We start from the raw sequence: 23,441 nt of genomic DNA on the forward strand, positions 1-23,441 counted from the left end.
GTCCTCCAGTTTCGTATAAGGATACAAACCGCAGGGCTGCTGCGCAGAAAGATAACTTGAGAAGAAGAGCAGAGCAGACAGACTGATGACAAAGACAGAAAGTCCTTTAGACATTGTGACCTCCAACCTGCAGAACATGAATCTTAACGGAAGAAAGGATCTGTCCTGATTTGCTTGAACTCGAGGATGGGATACTGATTGACGACGGTGGCCCTCGAGCGGCCGGCCAGCGGTATCACCAGGACGTCCTCGCTGATGCGGTCGAGCACGACGCTGACCGGCGTCGTGCTGCCATCTTCTCCCTTGAAGCGGGTCCAGCTTGTCCCCGTGCTTAAGTCGACACTGCGTACTTCGAAGACGAGCCCTCTATCAGCTTGACTCATGATCGTTGCACTGAACATCTCTTCACTGACAAATTCCAGGCTGGGGATGTAGAGGCCGGAGGTAAATTCACCGCCAGCGAAATGCAGCGTCTTGCCCCGAGTTCCCGACTCCAAGTCCATCTCGCTGATCCAGGGCTCGCGGAGATGGCGTATGTAGGCTTTCCCCTGAGGGCTGAAGACGAGGCGATGAGAATTAAGGCGGCTCTCTATCGCCGCAAGGCCCGGTCCCCGGCGGATGGATTTCTGGATACGGAAGATCGACGATTGAAGTCGGCCTTGGGCATCCAGCTCGTGGATAAGGAAGTCCTCGAACATGGCATCCGCGGGCAACCTCTTGGTGGCCGACAGATAGACTAAACGATTGAAATTGGCAGCAGACAGGCCCAGGAGATAGCGCTGTCCTCCGGGAGCCACCATCAGGGAACCGGGAGCCACATCGAAGCCTGCGTTGAGCAAGGCCGCCTGACCGGCAGTGGCGAAAACGCGAAAGAGAACGGTTCGAGGCGGAGTGGTACTCTCGACCCCGACAGCCAGAAAGTTGCCGTCCGCCTCTTCGGCCAAGTCGTACACGAAGATTCGCTCGAAACCGGGCAATGCCTTGAAGTCCGTGATCCAGATCGTTTCTCCGGCTTGGCTCCTGAGTTCAACGCGGTCATCGGCCCAATCGACCAGTAGATGGCCCTGGGCCGTCAGCAGCACCTTGTCCAGCCCATCCGCTACCTCGATGCATTGGCGGATCTGAGCGGGCCGCTGATCCGGGCTGCCCGGATTACGCTGAGGGCGCTCAGATTGAGCCAGGATAAGGCTGCTGGTCAAGAACAACGGCAGGATGGGGAAGAACCAAAGTCGCATTAATCGCTCCCGTTCCCTCGGATAGAGGTTGCCTTAATAGGTGCAGTCCAATTCGGACTCTCACAAAGTGGGCGGCGATTGAGCTTTCGAGACTGCGCATACTGTATAACCGCACTCTCTTAAAGTCAAGCAAAATCTTTCCTAGCCTGAGGTAAGTGTTTCTGTGCAAGCATTGTTATTTAATGCAGAAACGCTTTTAGGAGTCAAAGAGCGCCCCCGAGCGTCTGCCTTTGACGAAACCCCAAATTGGGTCTGAGAAACACCGGCCTATGCCGGACTTGCGGATGGAAGGGGTTCGAGCAAGACCGCATCCAGAACTGAAAACATGGCCGCGTTGGGGCCCACGCAGGGCCAGGGTCGAGACGGCCACCGAAGTGAAGCCCCTGTTCTTCCCCAGGCTCCGGAACGCATGCCTGAATTGTCTCAGGCTGCAGATCGCCGCCTGTCTGACTTTGACTCTGGGCGCATCGCTGTTCGCCGGGACGGTTTATAACTACTCCCAGATCGACCACGGACTGAATTTCGAGGGAGTTGCAACGGTCAGAGTCGAACCAGGTTTGGTTGAAAAGTCGGCCGAGAGCATCTTGCGAGCCTATCAGCGCCTCGACGCCCGCTTGGCCGGGGGACCTGGAATCGCTCAGCACAGCCTGGCCGAGATCGCGCCCTTCGAACAAACGTTGCGCCCGGTGACCTTGTTCGCCCAAGAGCAGCGACACCAGCAACAGCCGAGAAAGTCGCCTGCTATGCGGAACCACGTGTCCGGCAAGTACTTCGAGACCTTGGGACTCGGACTGCTGGAGGGCCGGAGTTTCCGCGACTCCGAGGTTTTCGAGCCATACAGTCAGGGAGAAAGAGTCGGGATCATCAACCGCTCCACCGCCCAGCGCCTATGGCCGGCCGGCAGTGCGCTGGGACGCGTACTCTACGTCGCGGAATCGCAACAGGAAGTGAAGGTCATCGGAGTCGTGGCCGACCATCAGATATGGAACCTGAGAAAGTCTACCTCCAGCGTCTTGTATGAGCCTCTAGGGCAGGCAGGTTTTCCTCCTCCCCAGGCATCATTGATCCTGAAAATCGATCGGAAGCTCTCGGCTATCCTTCCTTTCGTACAGCAGCAGATGGGGGTCGTGGTACCCGGTTTGGCCGCTCACGACGGCAGTTCCTTGCAAGGCAGGATCAACAGTTTGCTGGCAGAAGAAAGGCTGCTGGCCCAAGCAACAGTAATGGTTGCAGCCGCGGCTCTTCTTTTTTCTTGCGCGGGCCTTTTCGCGAGTATGATCAGCAGCGTCCGCAGACGCTCCCATGAATTGGGGATACGTCTCGCACTGGGAGCTTCGGCCGGCCGAATCGGCTGGCTGGTCTGCTCGCGCGCCGTCTGGATTTTCGTCGCCGGGGCGGGTCTCGGGGCAATCTTGTCATACTGGCTATCCGGCCTTTTGGAAGGAAAGATTTTCGGGATCTCAGCACTCGACCCGGCGGTATGCGTCATCACACTAGGCCTGCTCGCCGTGGCGGTTGGGTTGGCCGCCTACTTGCCTCTGCGGCGCGCCCTGCGTCTCGATCCGGCGAGAACACTGAAGTCGGAGTGATATGCTCCAGGGTTGGCTGATGCGGTTTCGCTTAGGCAAAAACGGTTGACTCTCCCAGTCCTGCGCAGTATCCTCAGAGCCATGCAACTGATAACCCCGGGTTACGAAATCTCATAAGGAGAGATTATGCGAGTCCCAAATCCCCACAGATTAGGCGTTCTCCTCGGCTTGGCCGTCATCTTGGCCGCCGGAGCTTGGATGCCTGCGAGTTACGCCGAAGAGGCAGAATGGCAGCGGGCGAAGGCTTCCCTTGGCGAGGGGGAGCCGGAGGGCAGCTTCTTTTCCGGTTCGCAGGAGGAAGTGGACGCCCGCATCGACAATCTGGTTCTTCTCCGAATTGAGCCTGAACACAGCTACCAATCCTATGACGCCCGAGGCCCGGTGAGCAGGAGTTCAAAGAAGTTCGTGGTCTATAGCCCCGATCTGGACCAGATTTATGGCTACAAGATCACTTGCACGGCTTCTTGTCCAGGGGACGGATGCGACGTGTCGGGTTGCAGGGTCGACCAGGCAGGCAATTGCAGCGAATGCCATTGCACCGGAGAGGCCTGCAATACGGAGTGCACCAGTACCAAGAAGACCTCTTTTGCTCCGCAGCAGGATCGAGAGTAACCTCGCTGTCCGGTCTGGATTACTCGGACCGGGGGCGGGAGGTTAGGAGGAGGTTTAGGGCGATGGAGAGGGTGACGGCCAGGACGACCGGGTTGCTGATGGTGAGTTGGATGAGCAGTGGAGCCGAGTGGAGGGCGGAGGTTGGCGGAGGGGAAAAGGTGTAGAGGGGGAGGCTGAGGGAGATGACCAGGCTGAGTCCGGCGGTCAGGCCCTGGGAGGGCGTTTGCAGGGAGTTCTTGAGGAGCTTCAGCCCGGAGAGCACGATCTGGGCGCAGACCAGCAGGAAGACGCCTCCCAGCACCGGGCGGGGGATGGCCACCAGCAGAGCGCCGAACTTGGGACAGAGTCCGTAGGCGATGAGGAAGAGGGCGGCCACCCGCACCACGTGGCGGCTGGCCACGCCGGTAGCGGCGATGATGCCGACGTTCTGGGTGTAGGAAGTGCAGGGCATGCCTCCCAGCAGCGAAACCGCCGCGCAGCCTAATCCCTCGCTGAAGATGCCGCGGTTGATGTGGCGCGAGGTGAGCCGCTTCTGGGCCACCGTGCAGGTGGCGGCATAGTCTCCCACCGATTCCATCACCGACCCCAGGTATCCCGCCAGCACGGCCAGGACGGCGGCCAGGCTGAATTCCCAGCCACCGCCCGGAAAGCCGTAGGGAAAGAGGCGGGGCGGCTGCAGCCAGGGCTGTCGGGCCACCAGGTCCCAGGAAACCGATCCTGTCAGGGAACCGATTCCCAGCCCCACCGCCCAGATGGAGAAGAAGATGGCTCCGCGCTGGAGAATGCCCTGCTTGCCGGGGCCGAACTGGAGCAGAAGGATGAGGGCCAGGACGCCCCCGGCGAAGGCGAAGTTGGAAGCCGATCCGTCGCCCAGGGTGAGGCGGGCCGCCAGCCGCGCCAGCGAGAGTCCGATGACGGTGACCACGATTCCCGAGACCAGGGGAGGGAAGTAGCGCCGCAGCAGCGAGAGGAGGCGGGAGGCTCCCAGCGCGGCCTCGACCAGGCCTCCGGCGAAGACGGCGCCCCACATGGCGGCAGGCCCCATCTGCGAAGCCACCGGGATGATCGAGGAGGTGAGCGTGGCCGAGGGTCCCTGGATGATGGGCAGCCGGTTGCCGATGGTGGTTTGAAGGATGGTGGCCAGGCCCATCCCCAGCAGTCCGAAGCTGATCAATTGGGCCGTTTGCAGGTCGTCGAAACCCAGCGCCGCCGCCAATCCCAGCGGAAGCACGAAGGGCGAAATGTCGACCAGCGTGTGCTGCCACCCGTAGAGCAGGCTTTCCCAGAGCGAGGCCGGACGCTCATCGACGCCGTAGAGAAGCTGCTGAGAAGGCTGGGCGGCCATGGCCGGCCATTATCGCAGGGGCGACGAGGCCGGTCCAGGCGCGCCCTTATTCAGAGACGCGGTCGACGCGGTGGATGGAGCGGGCCAGGCCGGTTTCTTCGTCGACGTCGACCACTACCGAGTTGAAGATGACGGCCCCCTTGGCGACGGCGAAGCGGTGGGAGCGGGCGGTGCGCAGGCGGGCCAGCGAGGGCTCGATCTTCATTCCGATGATGGCATCGCGGGGTCCGGTCATGCCCACGTCGGTGACGTAGGCGGTGCCGCCGGGCAGCACCCGGGCGTCGGCGGTGGCCACGTGGGTGTGGGTGCCCACCACGCAGGAAACCTGCCCGTCCAGGAACCACCCCATGGCCTCCTTCTCGGAGGTGGCCTCGCAGTGGAAGTCGAGAAAGACCACCGGGGCCTTCTGCTTGAGGCGGGGGATCTCGCGTTCGGCCATCTGGAAGGGACAGTCGATGGGCGCCATGAAGACGCGTCCCTGCAGGTTGGCCACCGCCACCGGCACTCCGCTCTTGCTTTCCACCACGGCGCTCCAGGCTCCGGGATTGCCGGGGGGGAAATTGCCGGGGCGCAGCAGCAGCGGCTGCTGGCCGATGTAGTCGAGGACGTCTTTCTTGTCCCAGATGTGGTTGCCCGAGGTCATCACGTCGACGCCCATGGCGAGGATCTGCTCAGCCAGCTTGGGCAGTACGCCGAAGCCTCCGGCGCAGTTCTCGACGTTGGCGATGGTGAGGTCGATCTCCTGGTCCTGCTGCACGGCGGACAGGTGCTCGCGCAGAGCCCGCCGCCCGGGGCGGCCCACGATATCTCCAATGAACAGTATCTTCATAAGGGGGGTCTCAGCGGGCGTAGTCGACGACCCGCGTTTCGCGGATCAGGGTCACTTTGATCTGACCGGGATACTGGATGTCGCGTTCAATGCACTTGGCGATTTCTTTGGTCAGCCAGAAGGCTTTATCGTCGCTGACCTTGCTGCTCTCGACAATGATGCGCACCTCGCGGCCGGCCTGCAAGGCGAAGGCCTTGGAGACCCCCTCGAAGCCGACGGCGATTTCCTCCAGCTTCTCCAGCCGCTTGACGTAGCTCTCCAGCACTTCGCGGCGGGCTCCCGGACGGGCGGCGGAGAGGGCGTCGGCGGCTTGCACGATGACGGCTTCGACGCTGCGGAACTCGACGTCGAAGTGGTGGGCTTCGATGGTGTGGATGACCTCCTCGGAGAGCTGGTGCTTGCGGGCCAGTTGCACGCCCAATTGCAGGTGGGTGCCCTCCATGTCGCGGTCGACGGCCTTGCCGATGTCGTGCAGCAGTCCGCCCCGCTTGCAGACTTCCACGTCGGCCTCCAGCTCGCGGGCCATGATGCCGGCCAAATAGGCCACTTCGCGGCTGTGGTAGAGGACGTTCTGCCCGTAGCTGGTGCGGTAGCGGAGGCGGCCCAGCAGGTGGACGATCTCGCGCGGCAGGTCGTGGATGCCCAACTCGAAGACCACCGATTCGCCTTCTTCGTAAAGCTTCTCGTCGAACTCGTCCTCCACCTTGGTCACCACTTCTTCAATGCGGGCGGGGTGGATGCGTCCGTCGCGCAGCAGGGTCTCGATGGAGACTTTGGCGATCTCGCGGCGCAGCGGGTCGAAGGCCGACAGGATGATGGCTTCGGGCGTGTCGTCGACGATCAGGTCGACGCCGGTGGCCTGCTCCAGGGCCCGGATGTTGCGTCCCTCGCGTCCAATGATGCGGCCCTTCATGTCGTCGGAGGGCAGATCGACCACCGAGACCGAGGATTCCACAGCCTGTTCGGGGGCGCAGCGCTGAATGGCCTGGGCGATGATTTTGCGGGCCTCTTTCTCGGCGTTCTCGCGGGCCTGATCTTCGATGCGCTTGGCGATCAAGGCGGCTTCGTGGGAGGCGTTCGATTCCACCGCCGTCAAGAGCGCCTTCTTGGCCTCCTCGGAGGTCATCCCCGAGACGTCTTCCAGGGCTTGGTTACGCTGCTGCAGCAGTTCCTGGGCCTCTTTTTCCTGATCGCGGATGAGTTCTTCGCGCTGGCGCAGGCCGCGCGACCACTCCTCGAACTCCTGGTTGCGGTTGCGCAGTTGTTCTTCTTGTTCCTGCAGGCGGTCGCGGCGCTCCGTAAGCTTTTCCTCGGTGCGGGAGTTCTCGCGGCGCCGCTCTTGGATCTCGTTTTCGGCTTCGGTGCGCCATTGCAGGATCTGGTCGCGGGCTTCCAGCAGGCGTTCTTTCTTGAGGCGTTCGGCTTCTTGCTGGGCGGCTTTTTCGGCCTGCTGCCGCTTTTCCTCGGCCTCGCGGACTCTCTGGTTGATGTAGAAGACCCGAAGCAGCAGCCAGACGGCAATAGCGACGGCGGCGACGACGGCCAAGCCAATCACTTGCGGGTCCATAGGGTCGAACTCCTGACCCCGACAGGTGTGAGCGTCTGCATGAGGGGAGGGATATCGCCTCCCCGCTCCGCCGTGTGGCTACGGAAATGAACCTGCCTTAGCAGGTGGGTACCCTGCCGTCCGCCGTAGGGGATTCCCGCGGGGGATTCCGCACATGGCTGACGGACCCGAGTTCCCGATAATTGAGTGTTGGCTCAATTCTCGTTCACCATCACGAACATCGCAGGGGGGCGACCCCGCTTCTAGTCTATCGGATCGCAGGAGGCCAGTTCAAAGACCCCGCGCCGCCTCCAGCGTATCGGCCATGCGGTCTGACTCGCGCCCGACGTGGCGGCGCAACGATTCGAGCTGGCGCTGAAGGGAAAGGTGCCCGTCGACGATGTTGAGGGCCGCCAAAACGGCCACCTTGAGAGAATCTACGGTGGGCGTCTGGCGCGATACTTCCTTCATTCTTTCGTCCAAGACCTGCGCCAGCCGGCGCACATGGTCGGGATCGTCGCTGCGTACGTGGTACGTCTGTCCGTAGATCTTAACCGCCGTAATCGGAGCCTTTCCGTCCTGCATGCTTCGCTTACACCTGCAGAGTCGATTTATCGGCCGGCCTCTGCAAGCCGGCAATTTTCTCTAAAAGTCCGGCCAGGCGGGAGCGCACGTGAGCCCTTTGAGACCTGTAGCGCTCCACCAGCCGGCGGATTTCTTCCTGGTCGGATCTCAGTTGCGCCAGTTCTTCCCGCAGATCGGCGACCTGCAGGCGCAGGGACTGGTTTTCGCGGCGCAGGCGTCTCAAGTCGTTGGCGGCGGCTGTCACCGCATCATCCAACCGCTTGAGGGCCTCCCGAGCCATCGATCTCCCCCCCGCTTCGATCCGCGCCGCCGGAAGGCGGGCAACGGACTTCCGCCGCACCAAACCTTCGGGCAAACTGAATCCGAATGACAATTGGGAAAGGCTGACTTGCAGAGATCAATGAGGGCGCTGAATGCCTGACGGCATCGCAACGCATTTCATTGTAACCCATAGGGAAGGGATGTCAAGCCAAAGATAAAGGGCGGGATGAAGGTGCGCAACCTCCATCCCGCCCTTTGCAAAGCGGTTGGCGAGTGTGGGGCCTATCGGGAATCGAGAGCCTTCTTCACGGTCTCGGCCACGGCCGCGAACCCCTCCGGGTCGCGGGCCGCCAGATCAGCCAGCATTTTGCGGTCGAGTTCCGACTCTGCCAGTTTGAGGCCGTGCATGAACTGGCTGTAGGAAAGGTCATGCAGACGAGCCGCAGCGTTGATGCGCATGATCCAGAGGCGGCGGAAGTTGCGTTTCTTCTGGCGCCGGTCCCGATAGGCGAAGGCCAGGCTGCGCATGACCTGCTCTTTGGCGGCCTGGTGCAGCTTGCTCTTGGTTCCCCAGTAGCCTTTCGCCTGCTTGAGGATTTTCTTGCGGCGCTTAAGCCGCCGGTTTCCACGTCTAACCCTAGGCATTTCGATACACCTCGTCTATTTCAATTTCAGCATCCGCAGCACGCGTTTCTGGTCGCCCGGGGCTACAAGCTTCGACTGGCGCAGCTTGCGTTTGCGCTTGGGGCTTTTCTTGGTCAGGATATGGCTGGCGTGGCTGCTGTGGCGCTTGATCTTGCCGGTGCCGGTGAGTTTGAAGCGCTTGGCGGCTGATTTCTTGGTCTTCTGTTTCATGTCTATGGCCGATCTTTCCAGAGACCCGTCGGCGGGGACGGGCTATTCTTTTTTCTTCTTGGGAATCAGCATCATGGTCATGTTGTAGCCTTCCAGCTTGGGCTCGCGCTCGACTTCGACGAGGTCGGCGAGTTCTTCCTTGAGCTGTTCCAGGATGTCGCGTCCGGCCTCGGGATGGGTGACCTCGCGGCCCCGGAACATGATGGTGGCTTTGACCTTGTTCTCGTCCTCGATGAAGCGGATGATGTGCTTTTTCTTAAAATCGTAATCGTGCTGGTCGGTCTTAGGTCTGAACTTGACCTCTTTGACCTGCATTTGCTTCTGGTGCTTCTTGGCCTCCTGAGCCCGCTTGCTCTGCTGGTACATGTATTTGCCGTAGTCCAGAATGCGGCAAACGGGCGGATTGGCGTTAGGGGCCACTTCCACCAGGTCGAGCCCCTTGTCTTGGGCGATCTTGTAAGCATCCTTGGGATGCATAATCCCCAGTTGAGTCCCGTCGCTGTCAATAGCCCGGATCTCGCGGGCTCGAATTTGCCGGTTGACTCGAACTCGAGGCCCCGACCTTCCGCGCCTTCCCGAATATTTTCTCAAATCCTGCCTGTCGTCTCTCCGTTGCACGGATGCAGCCCGTCCGAACCGACGAAGGGAGCGTCCGCTTTACACGTTGCATCAAACGGCTCAGAGCCGCCGATGATAACACAAAAACGACCGGCAACCACATTCACCTGCGGCAGGGGAGCGATTTTTTCCATCGCCTCCCCGAAACCGCCGGGAGGGTTGCCGGTGTTGCAGTCAAAAACTGGGTCAGAAACTCGATCCCGTTTACTGGACGGCCTCTTTGAGGGCTTTGCCCGCGGTGAATTTGACCACCGTCTTGGCCGGAATCTGGATTTCTTTTCCGGTTTGCGGGTTGCGTCCGGTGCGGGCGTCGCGATGCGAGGTGGAGAACGTTCCAAATCCCACCAAGGTGACCTTGTCACCGCCTTTGAGGGCGTTCTGCACGTGCTCCAGGGCCGCGTCCAGCGCGCTCTGGGCCTGCGACTTGCTGATCCCTGCATCGTTGGCGATCGCATCGACTAGTTCTGCTTTATTCATCACTCCTCCTTAAAAACGATTCTGAAAAACTCTTCCCATTCGCTTACGGGCCGGGAAAAAGCCCATATGGTAGATCACGCGGCCTTTTTGTTCAAGAGGCGTTCCCGAATTTTCTCCACCGCTTTCCTGAATTGTTCCTCCTCGATGGCTTCAGCCAAGCGGCGATAGTATTCGTCGCCAAGTTCCTGCGAGCCGTCTTCAGGGACGTTATCATAGTAGAAAGTGGTCTGGAAGTCCTGCTCGGGCCACCTCAAATCGGGCGCCACGCCGGAATCCCTAGGCCCCTCAGCCTGCACCGGTTCTCCCGAAGGCCGAAACACCCTCTGAGTAGAGAGAATCAGCCGAGATCCGTCCTGCAGGCGAAACGATTCTTGCACGCCCCCCTGACCATTTGTCCGTTCCCCCAGGGTTTCGGCCCGGTTTTGGTCGTGGAGTGCGGCGGTGAAGACCTCGGCGGCTCCGCTGGTGCCGTGGTCGATCAGGATCAGAACCGGCAGGTCGGGGAGCAGCGGTTGGCCTTGCGTCTTCAGTTCTTCCTCATCGCCTGAGCGCGCTCTGAGGGTGGCGGCCAGGGTTTGCCCGGGGAGAAAGTGGGAGGCGGTTTTGACGGCTTCCTCCAAATCGCCCAAAGCGTTTCCCCGCACGTCGATGAGCAGTCCTCTCAGTCCCGAGGACTGAAGCTCTTCGAGATGTTGAGCAACGGAGTCGGCGATGCCCTCGTTGAAGTGAGAAATGGCGAGCAATCCGATGCCGTCTTCCAGCATGCGGGACGAGGCTTCCTGCAGGGGCGTCCGGCGGCGCTCCAGCACCAGCAGCGTGGGCTGGGTGCGGCGGGCGCGTATGACGCGCACCTCCACTTGGCTGTCAGGCTCGCCCATGAGCCGGCTTTCGGCCTCCCACAGGCTCATGGTGGTGGTGGACTGACCTTCGATCGACTCCACCATGTCGGCGGTCCGCAGCCCTTGAGCCTCGGCGGGAGATCCAGCCAGCACCGACACCACGTAAACGTAGCCGAAGCGCTTGGAGAGAATCAAGCCGGGCGAGGCGGCATCGCTTGTGCGCCGGCCCGCCAGCTCCTGGTAGGTCTGGCTGTCGACGAAGCTGGAGAAGGGGTCTAACGACTCGACCATTCCCTGCAGGGCGCCTTTGATGGCCCGGTCCATGTCGGGCCGCTCCACGTACTCGTCGCGTATTTTGTGCAGAATGTCCATGAAGATGGACAGGTCCTGATAGACGTCGTTGCTGAGGGCGGCGGTATCCATCACGCCGCCGATAAAGCCGTATGCGACGATCAGAGCCGAGAGCAAGACGATGACAAGCTTGATTCGAACCATCACGAAGGGCGCCTTCCTTTCTCCCAAAGAGAAGGAGAAGTATATCTGAAATGGGCCCCTGGCAACAAGGTGAAACCCCGCCCGGACGTTGTTTGGGGCTGGATGTGGGGAGCAAGAGAGTGGGGGTGGCCATCAGCGATCCGCTGCGCCTGACAGCCCGTCCGCTGACCACCTTGCGCCGCACTTCGGACCTGGAGGAGGACGCCCGCCGCATCGCCCGCCTGGCTCGCCGCGAGCAAGCGGCCGAACTGGTGGTGGGACGCCCCCGGCACCTGCATGGCCGCCCCAGCTCGGTTCTGGAGCACATCCTTCCCCTGGCCCGCCAAGCCGCCCGCCTCAGCGGACTGCCCCTGAAGTGGGCCGAGGAGCGCCTTTCCAGCAAGGAAGCCGAACATCTGATGGCCCAGGCCGGCGTTCCTCCCCGAGAACGCCGCGGGCGCCGCGACGAGTTCGCCGCTGCCGTGATCCTGCAATGGTATTTTGAGGAGGGACCGGTGGAGCCTCCCTCCGCCGGCCCTGAGCAACCATGAGCGAGCAAGGCCAGCCATTCGAGCAAGGCGGCAAGTCCGGCCCTTCCACATCTCCCTCCACTCCGCCCGCCCGCCTGGCACGTCCTCGCTGGTTCATGGCCGCCTGGATGATGGTGGCGCTGGCGCTGGCGCTGTCGGCGGGACTGCTGTGGCTGGTTTCACGCTGGAACGAACCCTACGGCTCGGGACGGCGCCTGGTGGAGATCCCCCGCGGCTACTCGCTGGAACGCATCGCTTCACGCCTGGAAGAGGAGCAAGTCGTCTCCTCGGCCCTGCTTTTTCGCCTCTACGTGCGCCTGAGGGCCTCGGCTTCCGACCTCAAGGCGGGGGAATACCTCTTCGACCGTCCCCTCAGCCTGGCCCAAGTGGCCGAGAAGCTGCGCAGCGGCGACATCCACTATCACCGGGCAGTGGTGAGGGAGGGGCTCGACCTGCAGGAGATCGCCCGCGACCTGGCAGCTCAGGAATGGGGAAGGCGGGACGCTCTTCTGCAGTTGCTTCAGGACCCGGCCTGGATCGCCGACCTGGACGCTCGGGCCCAGGACCTGGAGGGCTACGTTTTTCCCGACACCTACTTTTTCCCCCGTTCCGCCACGCCCCGCCAGGTGCTCAAGACCATGGTGGATCGTACCCGCCGGATCTGGAATGAGCAGAGGCAGGCCCGAGCCCGTTCCCTGGGAATGAGCCTGCGCGAAGTCCTCACGTTGGCCTCGCTGATCGAGGAAGAAGCCGCCCGGGCCGACGAGCGGCGGCTCATCTCTTCGGTCTTCCACAACCGCCTGCGCCAGAACATCAAGCTGGACTGCGATCCCACGGTGGTCTACGCCGTCAAACGTCAAGGCCTCTACGACGGAATCATCCACCTCAGCGACCTGCGCATCGACTCCCCTTACAACACCTATCTCTACCCGGGACTCCCTCCCGGACCCATCGCCAATGCCGGCTTGGCCTCAATCGACGCCGCCCTCAACCCGGCCGACACCGACTTTCTTTTCTTCGTGGCCCGCAACGACGGAAGCCACGTCTTCTCCCGCACCTACCGTCAGCACCAGCGGGCCGTGGAGCGCTTTCAGCGGCCCTGACCGGGGGCCAAAGCGCCTTTCAGGGAGGGCCGATGAAACGCTGCGGGAAAGCAAGCGTCTAATGAGCTAGACTGTAAGGGCAAGCCTATGGAGACCATTTTGAAGCGAAAAAAAATTCTCGTCGTCGCAGCCCTGCTGGTGACGGCGACGGCGGTCGCCCTGGGGGCGCAGGGGCGCAAGAAGCACCGCCTGCCGCCTCCGCTGCGGCTCTTCATTCCTTTTGAGGCCGCCTGGGAGGGCATGCTGGAGACCGTCCGCGAAGACATGCCCGTGGACGTGCAGGATTCCGACAAGGTCAGCGGCCAGATCATCACCAGCAAGCGGGACTATATCGACGGTCCCCTGACGGAGAGCCACATCGCCAAGATCGGAGTCCCGGTGCGTCTGCGCGACGCCACCTGGAAACAGGTCCGCTACCAGTACGTGGTCAAGATCGAACTGATCGCGGAACGCGAATCGGTGGTGACCGTCGATGTCGACATCGAAGCCCTCAAGCGTGAATTTCTGGGGCAGGAAAGCTGGGTCGAGATTCAAAGCAACGGACGGCTGGAAACCCAGTTGTTGAACGCCTTCGGCCAGCGGCTCTTCGGGTCCGACTTTCAGTTGGAAGAGCCCAAGAAGGGATTCTGGGAGCACGATCCGTCCTACGTCCCGCGTCCGGAAGACCGCGTTCCCACCATCGCCAGCCCCGAGCGGCCGCCGCGCTGAGGACTCTTGACGAGGATCATGACCGAGCAAGCAATCACTATTCTCGACACGGCCCTGCGTTATTCGCTATGGATCTTCCTGGGGGTATTCTGCCTGGCCGTGGCCATCTCGGCCTTCCGTTCCAGACAGCACAAGCTGAAGCTGCGCCGGCTGGCCGAGGAGGCCGGTGAAGGTCCGCAGTCGGCTGTCCTGCAGGCCTCGTCGCAGGACCTGTCGGCCGTTTTCCGCTCGCTGATCGTGGCCTTCGCGGCGGCGCTGGCGGCCTTTCTGGTTTTGACCCTGGCGCCGCTTCCGCTGATGGAAAACTTCGCCAACAGCGAGTCCTGGCGCCTCCAGCCGCTGCGGCTGACTCAACTGACGCAGAAGAGGCTGTCCAAGGGATTCGAGTTGCGGGGCGAAGTCTACAACCAGACCGAGGAGCCGATCGAACAGTTGGCGGCTGTCGTGCAGGTCTACGGGATCGACGAGCGGGTGCTGGACGAAGTGCAGGCCTACATCGATCCGCTGCCGCTGCCCCCCGGCGAGGCCGGCGAGTTCAAGGTGGCTTACCGCAAGGAGCCGGCCAACCTCTACGGCTACGACATCGTTTTCGTGGGAAGCGAAGGCATCCTCCCTCACATGAGGGGATTCGACGTGCGCGATCCCCAGTTGCCCGATGAAAGCGAACGGGAGCCCCAGGACGTTGAAGATGATCAAGGTCAGGACGAGGCTCCGGCGGCTCAGCAGGCCGCGCCTCAAGAGCCGGCTCCCGAGCAGGACTCCCCCTCACGGCCCGATCTCTAGGCCAGGCCCGTTGTCTCCTCTTCCCGATCATGAGCAGATCGCCGCGCATTCCCGAACGCATCCGCCATTTGGGGCACTTGCTGCCCTTTTTGCGGCCCTATCGCCGCCCCATGCTGGCGGGGGCCTGCATGGTCATGCTCACCAACATCGCGGCCGCCGCCAGTCCCTGGATTCTCAAGCTGGGCATCGATCACCTGACCCAGAGCATCAGCCTCAGCCTGTTGGGCTTCTACGCCGGCTTGATCCTGGCGGCCAGCCTGGTGGAGGGAGTGTTCCGCTTCGCCATGCGCAGGATACTCATCGGAGTCTCGCGCCATGTGGAGTTCGATTTGCGCAACGGCCTCTTCCGCCACTTGCAGGAACTCTCGGGCGATTTTTATCAAAGCCGCAGCACGGGCGACATCATGGCCCGCGCCACCAACGACCTGAACGCCGTGCGCTCGGTGCTGGGACCGGCGGTGATGTATTCGCTCAACACCTTCTTCACTTTTCTCACCGTCATTTCGCTGCTCCTCTACCTGAATTGGAGGCTGGCGCTGCTGGTACTCATTCCGCTGGCCGGAGTGACCTTGGCGGTCAAGTTCTTCGGCCAGCGCATCCACGAGCGCTTCGAAAAGATCCAGTCCCAGTTTTCTGATTTGACCACGCTGGTGCAGGAGAACCTGGCGGGCGTGCGGGTGGTCAAGGCCTACAACCAGGAGCAGGCCTTCCTGGACCGCTTCCAGGAGGCCAACCAGGAGTACTTCGACCGCAACATGAGGCTGGTGCGCCTTTCCGGCGCCTACAATCCGCTTTTGAGCATGCTGCTGGGCCTCTCGATGGTGGGCCTGCTCTGGTACGGGGGAGGCAAGGTCATCGCGGGAGCCCTCAGCCTGGGCGACTTCGCGGCCTTCATGAGCTACATCATGATGCTCAGTTGGCCCGTCATCGCCTTGGGCTGGGTGATGAACATCTTCGAGCGCGGGGCGGCCTCGATGGGACGCATCAACGAGGTGCTCCAGACCCAGCCCGCCGTGCGCGACGTCGACACCCGTCCCCTGGCCGGCATCGAGGGCGCCATCGAGGTGGACGGGCTGAGCTTCTCCTACAACGGGACGCCGGTGCTCAGCGGCCTTTCCTTCAAGGTTGAAGCCGGACGCACGCTGGCCGTAGTGGGACGCACCGGCAGCGGCAAGTCGACGCTGGCTTCGCTGCTGTGCCGCCTCCACCCGCTGCCCGACGGCGTCATCAAGATCGACGGACGCGACATCAATTCGATTCCCCTCAGCCAGTTGCGGGGCGCCATCGGCTACGTGCCCCAGGAGACGTTCCTGTTCTCCGACACGGTGGCCCGCAACATCGCCTTCGGCGCGCCTCAGGCCGATTTGGAAGAAATCCGCCGGGCCGCAGAGGTGAGCAACGTGCGCCGGGATATCGAGGACTTTCCCGAGGGATTCGAGACCTTCGTGGGAGAGCGGGGCATCACCCTCTCGGGCGGGCAGAAGCAGCGGGTAGCCATCAGCCGCGCCCTGCTGGTCGACCCCCGAATTCTCATCCTCGACGACGCCCTTTCGGCCGTCGACACCGAGACCGAAGAGCGCATCCTGGGCAGCCTGGGAAAGGAGTTGCAGGGACGCACGGCCTTGCTCATCTCGCACCGCATCTCCACCGTCAGCCGGGCCGACCAGATCCTGGTGCTGGACCGGGGCCGGATCGTGGAGCGGGGCAACCATGAGGAACTGATGGAGCTGGGCGGATACTATGCCGCCCTCTACGAGAAGCAGCTTCTTCAGGAAGAGCTGGAGGCGGGATGAAGTCCAAGCACTACCACGACGAAGAAGCGCTGGGCAAGATCTACGATTCCCGCCTGGCCCGGCGCATGTTCGGCTATCTCAAGCCCTACGGGCCGCAGGTGGCCTGCTCCATCGCCCTCTTGCTGGCGGTGGCCGGACTGCAGGTCCTGGGGCCCTACCTGATGAAGGTGGGCATCGACGACTACATCGCCGCCCGGGATTGGAGGGGACTGCGTGGGCTGGCCCTGATTTACGCGGGCATCCTGCTGCTGCAGTTCGTGACCGCCTACGCCCAAGCCTACCTCATGAACTGGACCGGCCAGCGCATCATGTACGACCTGAGGATGCAGATCTTCGGCCATTTCCAGCGCCTCCACCTGGCTTTCTTCGACAAGAATCCGGTGGGAAGGCTGATCACCCGCGCCACCACCGACGTCGACGTCCTCAATGAACTCTTCACCTCGGGCGTGATCAAGATCTTCGGCGACATCTTCACCCTGGTCTTCATCGTGGCCGCCATGCTCTGGATCAACTGGAAGCTGGCGCTGGTCAGCTTCGCCGTCATTCCGCTGCTGGTGGCGGCCACGGCTGTTTTCAAGATCAAGGTGCGGGGCGCCTTCCGCCGGGTCCGAACCGCCATCGCCGGCATCAACGCCTTTATGCAGGAGAACGTGACGGGCATGGCGGTGGTCCAGGTCTTCGGCCAGAAAGAACGCCAGTTCCAAGAGTTCCGCCGCCGCAACCAGGGGCATCGCGACGCCTTCCTCGACTCCATCTTCTACTACGCCGTCTTTTATCCGGCCGTCAATTTGATCGGCGCTCTGGCGGTGGCCCTGATCTTGTGGTACGGCGGATTGCAGGTGATGGAAGGGGCGCTGACGCTGGGGGCGGTGGTGGCCTTCATCCAGTACGCCGACCGCTTTTACCGTCCCATCAGCGACTTGAGCGAGAAGTTCGGGATTCTGCAGAGCGCCATGGCCAGTTCCGAGCGCATCTTCAAGCTGCTCGACCAGGAGCCTGAGATCCCGCCGGCCCAACGGCCTTACCTTCCCTCGGGCCCGGTGCGCGGAGAGATCGAGTTTCGCGACGTCACCTTCGCCTACAAGCCGGGACATCCCGTCCTCAAGCGGGTCAGCTTCAAGGTGGGTGCCGGAGAGAGGGTGGCCATCGTGGGAGCCACGGGTTCGGGCAAATCCACCATCATCTCTCTGCTGAGCCGCTTCTACGACATCCAGCAGGGCCGCATTCTGGTGGACGGGGTGGATGTGAGGGAATGGGACTCGGGGGCCTTGAGGCGGCAGATGGCCGTCGTCTTGCAGGACGTCTTTCTCTTCAGCGGCACGGTGGCCCAGAACATCAGCCTATGGTCGAGCCGCCGCCATCCCGCCCCCGCCCCGGAGAGCGTCCGCCGGGCGGCCCGCCAGGTGCATGCCCAGCCTTTCATCGAAGAGCTGGCCCAGGGATATGAAAGCCGGGTAGCGGAAAGAGGGGCGTCGCTGTCCGTGGGTCAGAGGCAGTTGCTGGCCTTCGCCCGGGCTCTGGCCCGCGATCCACGCCTGCTGATCCTGGACGAAGCCACCTCGTCCATCGACACCGAGACGGAACTGCTCATCCAGGACGCCCTCGACCGTTTGATGCAGGGACGGACTTCGCTGGTGGTGGCCCACCGGCTTTCCACCATTCAGACCAGCGACCGAATCATCGTGCTGCATAAAGGGCGCATCCGGGAATCAGGCACTCATCAAGAACTGCTGGCTGAACGCGGTCTTTACCACAAGCTTTATCAGTTGCAGTACAAAGATCAGTTAAGAGACTCCCGGCGGGACACGGCTATTTCTTGCCTTGATCGGGCATGAAGAACATCACCGATTCGCCCTCTTCCAGCCTCATGATGTCGTCCACGAAGAACTTGCGTTCGTCGGGCAGCCAGAACGCCTCGATGTCGTCCCAAGGGTCGTCCCAGGCCACGCGCCAGCGTACCGGGTGAGCCGATTGGCCTTCCACTTCCTCGGCTTCCTCGGCGGAATACGCGATTCCCTCGGGGTCGGCCACCCAAATCTGGCCGCTGCCCAGCCCGCGGTCGTAAACGCTGGCAGACCTTCTTACCTTGAATCTAAGCATAAACGAGTCACCCTGTTTGGATGCATCAATGTCCTTTGCATCGCCGTTTACGGCATATTTGCTCAGGTAAACGACGACTAACTCTTGGTCAGAGTCAATAAGCCCCAAATCTACCCGGTAGATTCCGGATACTCCCCTGTAACGAGTCTTTATATTAACACTAAGGACTGACTCGGGGTAGAGAGACGGCGGCTTCTCCCGGGGCGCCTTTCATCCCGGCCTATGCCGCTGGGAGCCATCCCGTCCCGCCACTGGCGGGCACGGAGATGCTAAACAAATTCGCATCGGAGCCGATGAGAGAAATGGCAAGCTGCCGCCTGGTGGCGGCCGAAGGGTGATTGCGGTGCAACGAAGAGAAATCATGGCCAAGGCCTTGCGCGACCTGCCGCCTTTTCCGGCGGTGGCTTGGGAGGTCATGCGCATGGTCAAGGATCCCAATGCGGGGGCTTCGGACCTGGAGAAGGTGGTGGCCCGCGACCCGGCTCTGGCGGCCCGCGTCCTCAAACTGTCCAACTCGGCCCTCTATGGGGTGCGCGGTACCATCACCACTCTTTCACGGGCCATCGTCATCCTGGGCATGAAGACGCTTCAGTCGCTGGTGGTGGCGGCTTCCAGCGAGTCGCTTTACCGGAGCGGCAGCCTCAAGGACCGGTTGATGTGGAACCATGCGCTGGGTGTGGCCCTGATATCGCGCCTGCTGGCCCGGCGTTTCAACCACAGCGAGCCTGAAGAGGCCTTCGTGGGGGGGCTTCTGCACGATATCGGCAAGACGGTGCTCGACCATAATCTGCCGGGCCGTTATCAAAACGTGCTTCAGGCCGTCTACAACGACGGCATGACCTTCCTGGAGGCTGAGAATCACTATCTGGATTTCAACCATACCGAGGTGGGGGCTTACGTGCTCAACCGCTGGAATTTCGCCCCTGTTCTGCAGGAGGCGGTGCGCCTCCATCACCAGCCCGAGTATGCCCAGATCGACGCCCGCCTGTGCGCCATCGTCAGCTTGGCCAACACCCTCTGCGTGCGTCTGGGCGTGGGGCCGGAACGCAATCCCGATCTCGACCTGAGCGATTGCGAAGCGGTCTCGATGCTCAAGTTGAGCGGGGAGGAGGCGGAGCAACTGCTGGAGGCGGTGCGTCCGGGGCTGCAAGACCAGGAACTGTTTTAGTTTTAGCTATAAGTAGCGAGCAGCCTCATACCGCCGAGAGGCAATTGGGCCTTAACCGCGGTCACTGATGGTTGACACGTGTGTGAACTTGTTGGCCACCTAGTGGCCGTAGCGAGCAGCCTCATACCGCCGAGAGCAAATAGGCCCTCAGCGCGGTCGCTGAAACTTGATTCGTGTGTGAACTTGTTGGCCACCTAGTGGCCCTAGTGGCCCTAGGAGCCGACCTGGAAACGGAGGCGGTGGAAGTCGTTGCTCTTGGCCTCGAGATCCATCAACTGGAGCTGAAGCACGTACTGTCCCGGCTCGAATCCCTGCAGAGGAATGACCGTGCCCCAGTCGCGTCCGCTTTGGGCGGAGCCGGGAAGCTCGGTGGGCTGGATGCGCTTGATGATCTGTCCTTCATGAATGAAGCTGGCGGCCAGCACCACCCGGCAGTCCTGTTGTTCGGGCACCCAGTACTGAAAGTAAAGGTAAAGGTGAGAGTCGCTGCCGAACTGAGAAGTCCTCATGGGCAGCAGCCGCACGCCTTGGTAGACCAGCTCCGAGTCTGAGGGCAGGGGCTGGTCGGGGGAGCCCACTTCCACGCGGTTGGTGACCAGCACCGACCCGAAAGCCACCTTGGAGGGGCTGCGCTGCTGCAAGTCGACTTCTAGCAGGGCCGTGCCGCTGCTCTGCGACTCGACCTCGCGCAGCACCGTGCGCAAAGTGTAGTGTCCGGCCGGGGCCAGGAAGCGGTTGCCGTATTCGACGTTTTCCAGCGGGTAGTCCTGGGGGATCTCCAGCGAGTCGATGAACTCATCGAAGATTCTGCCTTGCTCGTCCAGCAGCGAAGTGTAGATGTCGACCCTCTGTCCCTTCAGGCCTTGCACCGGGAATTGGACGGTGAGCGGCAGCATCCATTCTTGCTGGGGCAGGAAATAGCTTTCCCAGGAGAGATCGACCCGCAGGGAATCGAAGGTGACGTTGGCGGCGATGTCTTTCTTGATGCTGTCCTGCGACTGGATGCGACGCCGGCGTTCCTCTTCTTCCTCTTCCAGCAGTTGGCCGGGTGAACGGAAGAGATCGGCCACGTGCTTGGCGAAGTCGCCCGTCCCCGAGGTGGGCAATTCGGCGCCGCGCGCGTTGATGACGCCCGGCGGACCCGCCATGGTCAGGCGGTAGCGCACGTCGGCTTCCATCCAATTGGGGTTGGAGGCGGGAAAGAACTTGCGCTCCAGGGTGTCGGCCTTTTCCTGGGCGGTCTGCGATTCGCCCAGCACGAAGTTCTGACGGGTAAGTCCGCCGGCCCGCTGGAAGACTACCCGCATTTCTCCCCTGAAGTGCTTGGCCAGGGGCAGTTGGTGGTAGACCCAGACGATGCTGTCGGGGCTGCGTTCGGTGGACTCGAGTTGCTGATCGGCACTGATTACGTTGCGGGCCTGGTGGAAGTATTCGCCGTCCGGAGGGCCGTGGATGATATAGACGCGTCCGCGGTCGCTCTTCCAGCCGGGCACGCCTTCCGAAAAGTGCTGCTGGGCGAAGATCCAGCGCCGGTAGTGCTCTTCCTTGTACTCGTTTCGCGGGGTGGAAGGGCTGGGGTCGCGGCGCTGCCAGAACCGCGCGATGAAGGCCTGCTTCTCCTCTTTGCCCTGGAGGCTTTTGAATTCCTCTTTTTCTTTCTCGGAGATAATCCACACCACCTCGCGCTCCAGCCATTTCTTGAACTGCCCCTTTTCCGCCGCGTCCTGAGCCGAAAGCGGGCAGAGCAGGCAAGGGATGAAGAACGAAGAAGCCAGTGCCAGACGGATGGATTTCACGATGTTCTCCTAACGGATAAGAAAGTCGGCGCTGCGCCTCCGCGCCTGTCCCGCCTGGCGGTCGAGTACCTCCAATTCCAGCCGGTAGCGTCCGGGAGCGAAACGTCTGAGGGGGAATGAGATGCCGTAGGCCGTGCGCCGTTCCTCTTCCTTCCCTCCGGCTTCCGTCAGGTAGTCCAACGACTTGCTGGGCACCGTGGCCACCAGCCGCCGGCCCTGCCAGAAGCGGCACACCAGATCGAGGTCGGGCTGGGCGTCGCGCAGAGCGGGGTTGTAGACCTCGACGAAAGCCGTCAGGAGATCGCCGCGGCGGAAGCGGCTGTCCGTCGCCGGAATCAGGTAGAAGTCCTGCAGAGAGGGCGGACGGCTGCCCCCCAGAAGGCGCACCGGCAGCGACTCCTCTCTGGCCGAGGAAGCGCGCGGCACCACGTCCCGGAAAAGCAGCACGTCGCTCATGGCCAGCGATTCCCCCGAGAAATCGGGCAGTTCCACGGGACGGCTGAGGAAGGCCGCCGCCCTGTGATCCTGGAGGGTGGCGTAGACGGCCAGCCGGTAGCTGCCGGGACGGGCCTCCAGGCGGGTCTGGTAGAGAAAATCGCGCTCTTCCTCACCCTGGCCATGGGCGGGATGAGCTTGCAGGCGCATGCGGTCCACCACGTGAGCCACCGGTTGCCGGCCGGGGCCGATCAGCTCGATGAGGAACTCCAGGGTATCTCCAGCCCAGGAGGAGTCCAGGGACAGAGTCACCGGCAGGGTGGTCTGTCCCCGGGCGGCGCGGACGGCGCCCGTCTGCAGCCCCAACTCGAAGCGCTGCACGTAGACTTCCGACTCGACGTTCTCGCGCAGCCGCCGCCGCAGGGCCAGCTTGCGCTCCAGCACATTGCCCCGCGACTCGTCCAGATCGCGGATGCCCAGCACCACCTCGTTGGCGTCGAAACGGAAGGCGGCCGAAGGGGTGAAGATGGATGAATAGAGCTGCTCCACGCTGCCGTAACGGTACTGCCCGGCGTAGACTACCTTGTAGCCTCCCGCCGTGTTGTTCTCCTGCATGAAACGGGCGATGGCCAGATCGCGCTGAAGCCGGTAGGTATAGTTCTGGTCGGCGGCGGGGCCGAGGCGCGAAAGCTGGTGGGCGGCGGCCCACAAGGCCGTACGGTTGGCCCTCGAGAAGATGACCTCGAAGTGTCCCGGAAAGTGTCGCGCCCCGTCCAGATGATGATAGACCCAGACCTCGCTGTCGGGCATCTCCAAAGGAATGCGGGCGAAGGGGGTCTTTTTCACGCTGGTCTGCTGGGCCAGCACCGGCGTGGGGCCGAAGATCTCCAACTGCAGCGTCGATCCGCCGATGTCGAAGTGGATGGTGTCGGGCGGGCCGTGCATGATCCACACCCGTCCCCGCGCCGTCCGCCACCCGGGGATGCCCTCCGAGAATTTCTCGTTGGCCTGGCGGATGCGCTTCAGGTGCTGCTGACGGAACTCGTTGGCTTGCGTGGAAGGGTCGGGGTCGCGCAGGCGCCAGAAGCGCTCGATGAAGGCATCGCGCTCGGCGTCGCTGGCGAGGGCCCTGAACTCGTCGTTTTCGCGGTCTGAGATCAGGTAGGGGACTTCTTCCTCAAGCCACTGGCGGTAACGCTCGGCCAAAGGGCCCGGCGGCCCGGTTGCCGCAGGTCCCGCCGCCAGGACCAAGGGGCAGAGAAAACCGAGAAAAATCCCGGCCGTCAGGCCCCGGCGGACCTCGGCGAAGATGCCTCTTCCCATCGTCTACCTCCAAGAATCGTTGCAGGGCATTATACAGCCTGCTGTCAAAGGGCGGGTAGGGGGAGAGGGCGAGCGGGCCGGACTTCTACAATTCGCGTCCGAAGTACTCGTAGTTGATCTCGATGTAGTTCTGCCACTGATCGGGCACCTCGTCCTCGGGGAAGATGGCTTCCACCGGGCACTCGGGTACGCAGGCGCCGCAATCGATGCATTCCTCGGGATCGATATAGAGCTGCTTGGCTCCTTCGAATTCCTCCTCGTCGCTGCGCGGATGGATGCAGTCCACCGGGCAGGAGTCGACGCAGGCGGTGTCTTTGGTGTCAATGCAGGGTTCACAGATGATGAAGGTCATCAGCGGTCTCCTTTTCTGGTTGCTGCCACCCTTCAAATGTAAAGAAAATTGGCTCCAGGTCAAGTGCAAAAGTGATTTTTTAGGC

Annotated in this window: 24 protein-coding genes and 1 other RNA gene; 9 read left to right on the top strand and 16 right to left on the bottom strand. The window is 62.2% G+C overall.

Annotated features, from left to right (window positions below):
* Positions 1-143 precede the first annotated feature (143 nt).
* Entirely contained in the window at positions 144-1,082 is a 939-nt protein-coding gene (locus tag VLU25_01075; GenBank protein HSR66508.1) for a hypothetical protein, read from the bottom strand.
* 527 nt (positions 1,083-1,609) lie between these two features.
* On the opposite strand from VLU25_01075, the gene VLU25_01080 reads away from it, so the two are divergent.
* Together VLU25_01080 and VLU25_01085 are read left to right on the top strand one after the other, a co-directional pair.
* A complete protein-coding gene (locus tag VLU25_01080; GenBank protein ID HSR66509.1) occupies positions 1,610-2,824 on the top strand; it encodes an FtsX-like permease family protein in 1,215 nt (404 codons plus the stop codon).
* 168 nt (positions 2,825-2,992) lie between these two features.
* Positions 2,993-3,436, top strand: a complete 444-nt coding sequence (locus VLU25_01085; GenBank protein HSR66510.1) for a hypothetical protein — start codon at positions 2,993-2,995, stop codon at positions 3,434-3,436.
* A gap of 19 nt (positions 3,437-3,455) precedes the next feature.
* Here VLU25_01085 and VLU25_01090 read toward each other — a convergent pair whose 3' ends face one another.
* From VLU25_01090 to VLU25_01140, 11 genes are all read right to left on the bottom strand, one after another.
* Positions 3,456-4,781: a solute carrier family 23 protein gene (locus tag VLU25_01090; protein HSR66511.1), complete on the bottom strand. Its 1,326-nt coding sequence runs from the start codon at positions 4,779-4,781 to the stop codon at positions 3,456-3,458.
* A 46-nt stretch (positions 4,782-4,827) separates the two neighbouring features.
* Positions 4,828-5,610, bottom strand: coding sequence for a TIGR00282 family metallophosphoesterase (locus tag VLU25_01095; protein HSR66512.1), 783 nt, complete (start codon positions 5,608-5,610; stop codon positions 4,828-4,830).
* Between the two features lie 10 nt (positions 5,611-5,620).
* Positions 5,621-7,177 (bottom strand): ribonuclease Y, encoded by a 1,557-nt coding sequence (rny, locus tag VLU25_01100; protein ID HSR66513.1) that lies wholly within the window; start codon positions 7,175-7,177, stop codon positions 5,621-5,623.
* Between the two features lie 55 nt (positions 7,178-7,232).
* Positions 7,233-7,409, bottom strand: a non-coding RNA gene (ssrS, locus tag VLU25_01105) — 6S RNA.
* 38 nt (positions 7,410-7,447) lie between these two features.
* Complete coding sequence (gene zapA / locus VLU25_01110) at positions 7,448-7,741, bottom strand: cell division protein ZapA (GenBank protein HSR66514.1); 294 nt, start codon at positions 7,739-7,741, stop codon at positions 7,448-7,450.
* Between the two features lie 7 nt (positions 7,742-7,748).
* Positions 7,749-8,021: a cell division protein ZapB gene (gene zapB, locus VLU25_01115; GenBank protein HSR66515.1), complete on the bottom strand. Its 273-nt coding sequence runs from the start codon at positions 8,019-8,021 to the stop codon at positions 7,749-7,751.
* Positions 8,022-8,284: 263 nt separating this feature from the next.
* Positions 8,285-8,647: a 50S ribosomal protein L20 gene (rplT, locus tag VLU25_01120; GenBank protein HSR66516.1), complete on the bottom strand. Its 363-nt coding sequence runs from the start codon at positions 8,645-8,647 to the stop codon at positions 8,285-8,287.
* A gap of 15 nt (positions 8,648-8,662) precedes the next feature.
* On the bottom strand, positions 8,663-8,857 hold the full coding sequence (gene rpmI / locus VLU25_01125) for a 50S ribosomal protein L35 (GenBank protein ID HSR66517.1): 195 nt from the start codon (positions 8,855-8,857) through the stop codon (positions 8,663-8,665).
* Positions 8,858-8,899: 42 nt separating this feature from the next.
* Positions 8,900-9,448: a translation initiation factor IF-3 gene (gene infC / locus VLU25_01130; GenBank protein ID HSR66518.1), complete on the bottom strand. Its 549-nt coding sequence runs from the start codon at positions 9,446-9,448 to the stop codon at positions 8,900-8,902.
* Positions 9,449-9,679: 231 nt separating this feature from the next.
* Positions 9,680-9,952: an HU family DNA-binding protein gene (locus VLU25_01135; protein ID HSR66519.1), complete on the bottom strand. Its 273-nt coding sequence runs from the start codon at positions 9,950-9,952 to the stop codon at positions 9,680-9,682.
* A 74-nt stretch (positions 9,953-10,026) separates the two neighbouring features.
* On the bottom strand, positions 10,027-11,286 hold the full coding sequence (locus VLU25_01140) for a S41 family peptidase (GenBank protein ID HSR66520.1): 1,260 nt from the start codon (positions 11,284-11,286) through the stop codon (positions 10,027-10,029).
* A gap of 50 nt (positions 11,287-11,336) precedes the next feature.
* On the opposite strand from VLU25_01140, the gene ruvX reads away from it, so the two are divergent.
* From ruvX to VLU25_01170, 6 genes are all read left to right on the top strand, one after another.
* On the top strand, positions 11,337-11,816 hold the full coding sequence (gene ruvX, locus VLU25_01145) for a Holliday junction resolvase RuvX (protein HSR66521.1): 480 nt from the start codon (positions 11,337-11,339) through the stop codon (positions 11,814-11,816).
* The gene (mltG, locus tag VLU25_01150) at positions 11,813-12,898 is read left to right on the top strand and encodes an endolytic transglycosylase MltG (GenBank protein HSR66522.1); all 1,086 of its coding nucleotides are present in this window, start codon (positions 11,813-11,815) and stop codon (positions 12,896-12,898) included. Before ruvX ends, mltG begins: the two co-directional genes overlap by 4 nt.
* Before the next feature lie 99 nt (positions 12,899-12,997).
* Complete coding sequence (locus VLU25_01155) at positions 12,998-13,606, top strand: hypothetical protein (GenBank protein HSR66523.1); 609 nt, start codon at positions 12,998-13,000, stop codon at positions 13,604-13,606.
* 18 nt (positions 13,607-13,624) lie between these two features.
* The gene (locus VLU25_01160) at positions 13,625-14,389 is read left to right on the top strand and encodes an FxLYD domain-containing protein (GenBank protein HSR66524.1); all 765 of its coding nucleotides are present in this window, start codon (positions 13,625-13,627) and stop codon (positions 14,387-14,389) included.
* 29 nt (positions 14,390-14,418) lie between these two features.
* Positions 14,419-16,182, top strand: a complete 1,764-nt coding sequence (locus VLU25_01165; GenBank protein ID HSR66525.1) for an ABC transporter ATP-binding protein — start codon at positions 14,419-14,421, stop codon at positions 16,180-16,182.
* Positions 16,179-18,017, top strand: a complete 1,839-nt coding sequence (locus tag VLU25_01170; GenBank protein ID HSR66526.1) for an ABC transporter ATP-binding protein — start codon at positions 16,179-16,181, stop codon at positions 18,015-18,017. Before VLU25_01165 ends, VLU25_01170 begins: the two co-directional genes overlap by 4 nt.
* Here VLU25_01170 and VLU25_01175 read toward each other — a convergent pair.
* Positions 17,992-18,282, bottom strand: a complete 291-nt coding sequence (locus tag VLU25_01175; protein ID HSR66527.1) for a hypothetical protein — start codon at positions 18,280-18,282, stop codon at positions 17,992-17,994. The genes VLU25_01170 and VLU25_01175 overlap by 26 nt on opposite strands.
* A gap of 343 nt (positions 18,283-18,625) precedes the next feature.
* On the opposite strand from VLU25_01175, the gene VLU25_01180 reads away from it, so the two are divergent.
* Positions 18,626-19,450 carry an HDOD domain-containing protein gene (locus tag VLU25_01180; GenBank protein ID HSR66528.1) on the top strand — a complete coding sequence of 275 codons (825 nt, stop codon included), beginning with the start codon at positions 18,626-18,628 and terminating at the stop codon, positions 19,448-19,450.
* A gap of 212 nt (positions 19,451-19,662) precedes the next feature.
* On the opposite strand, the gene VLU25_01185 is transcribed toward VLU25_01180, so the two are convergent.
* The 3 genes from VLU25_01185 to VLU25_01195 form a co-directional block, all read right to left on the bottom strand.
* Complete coding sequence (locus tag VLU25_01185; GenBank protein ID HSR66529.1) at positions 19,663-21,246, bottom strand: GWxTD domain-containing protein; 1,584 nt, start codon at positions 21,244-21,246, stop codon at positions 19,663-19,665.
* A gap of 9 nt (positions 21,247-21,255) precedes the next feature.
* Positions 21,256-23,004, bottom strand: a complete 1,749-nt coding sequence (locus tag VLU25_01190) for a GWxTD domain-containing protein (protein HSR66530.1) — start codon at positions 23,002-23,004, stop codon at positions 21,256-21,258.
* Between the two features lie 85 nt (positions 23,005-23,089).
* Positions 23,090-23,356: a ferredoxin family protein gene (locus tag VLU25_01195; protein HSR66531.1), complete on the bottom strand. Its 267-nt coding sequence runs from the start codon at positions 23,354-23,356 to the stop codon at positions 23,090-23,092.
* Positions 23,357-23,441 lie beyond the last annotated feature (85 nt).

This window comes from Acidobacteriota bacterium, from assembly GCA_035471785.1.
Taxonomy (GTDB): Bacteria; Acidobacteriota; UBA6911; order RPQK01; family DATIPO01; genus JANQFM01.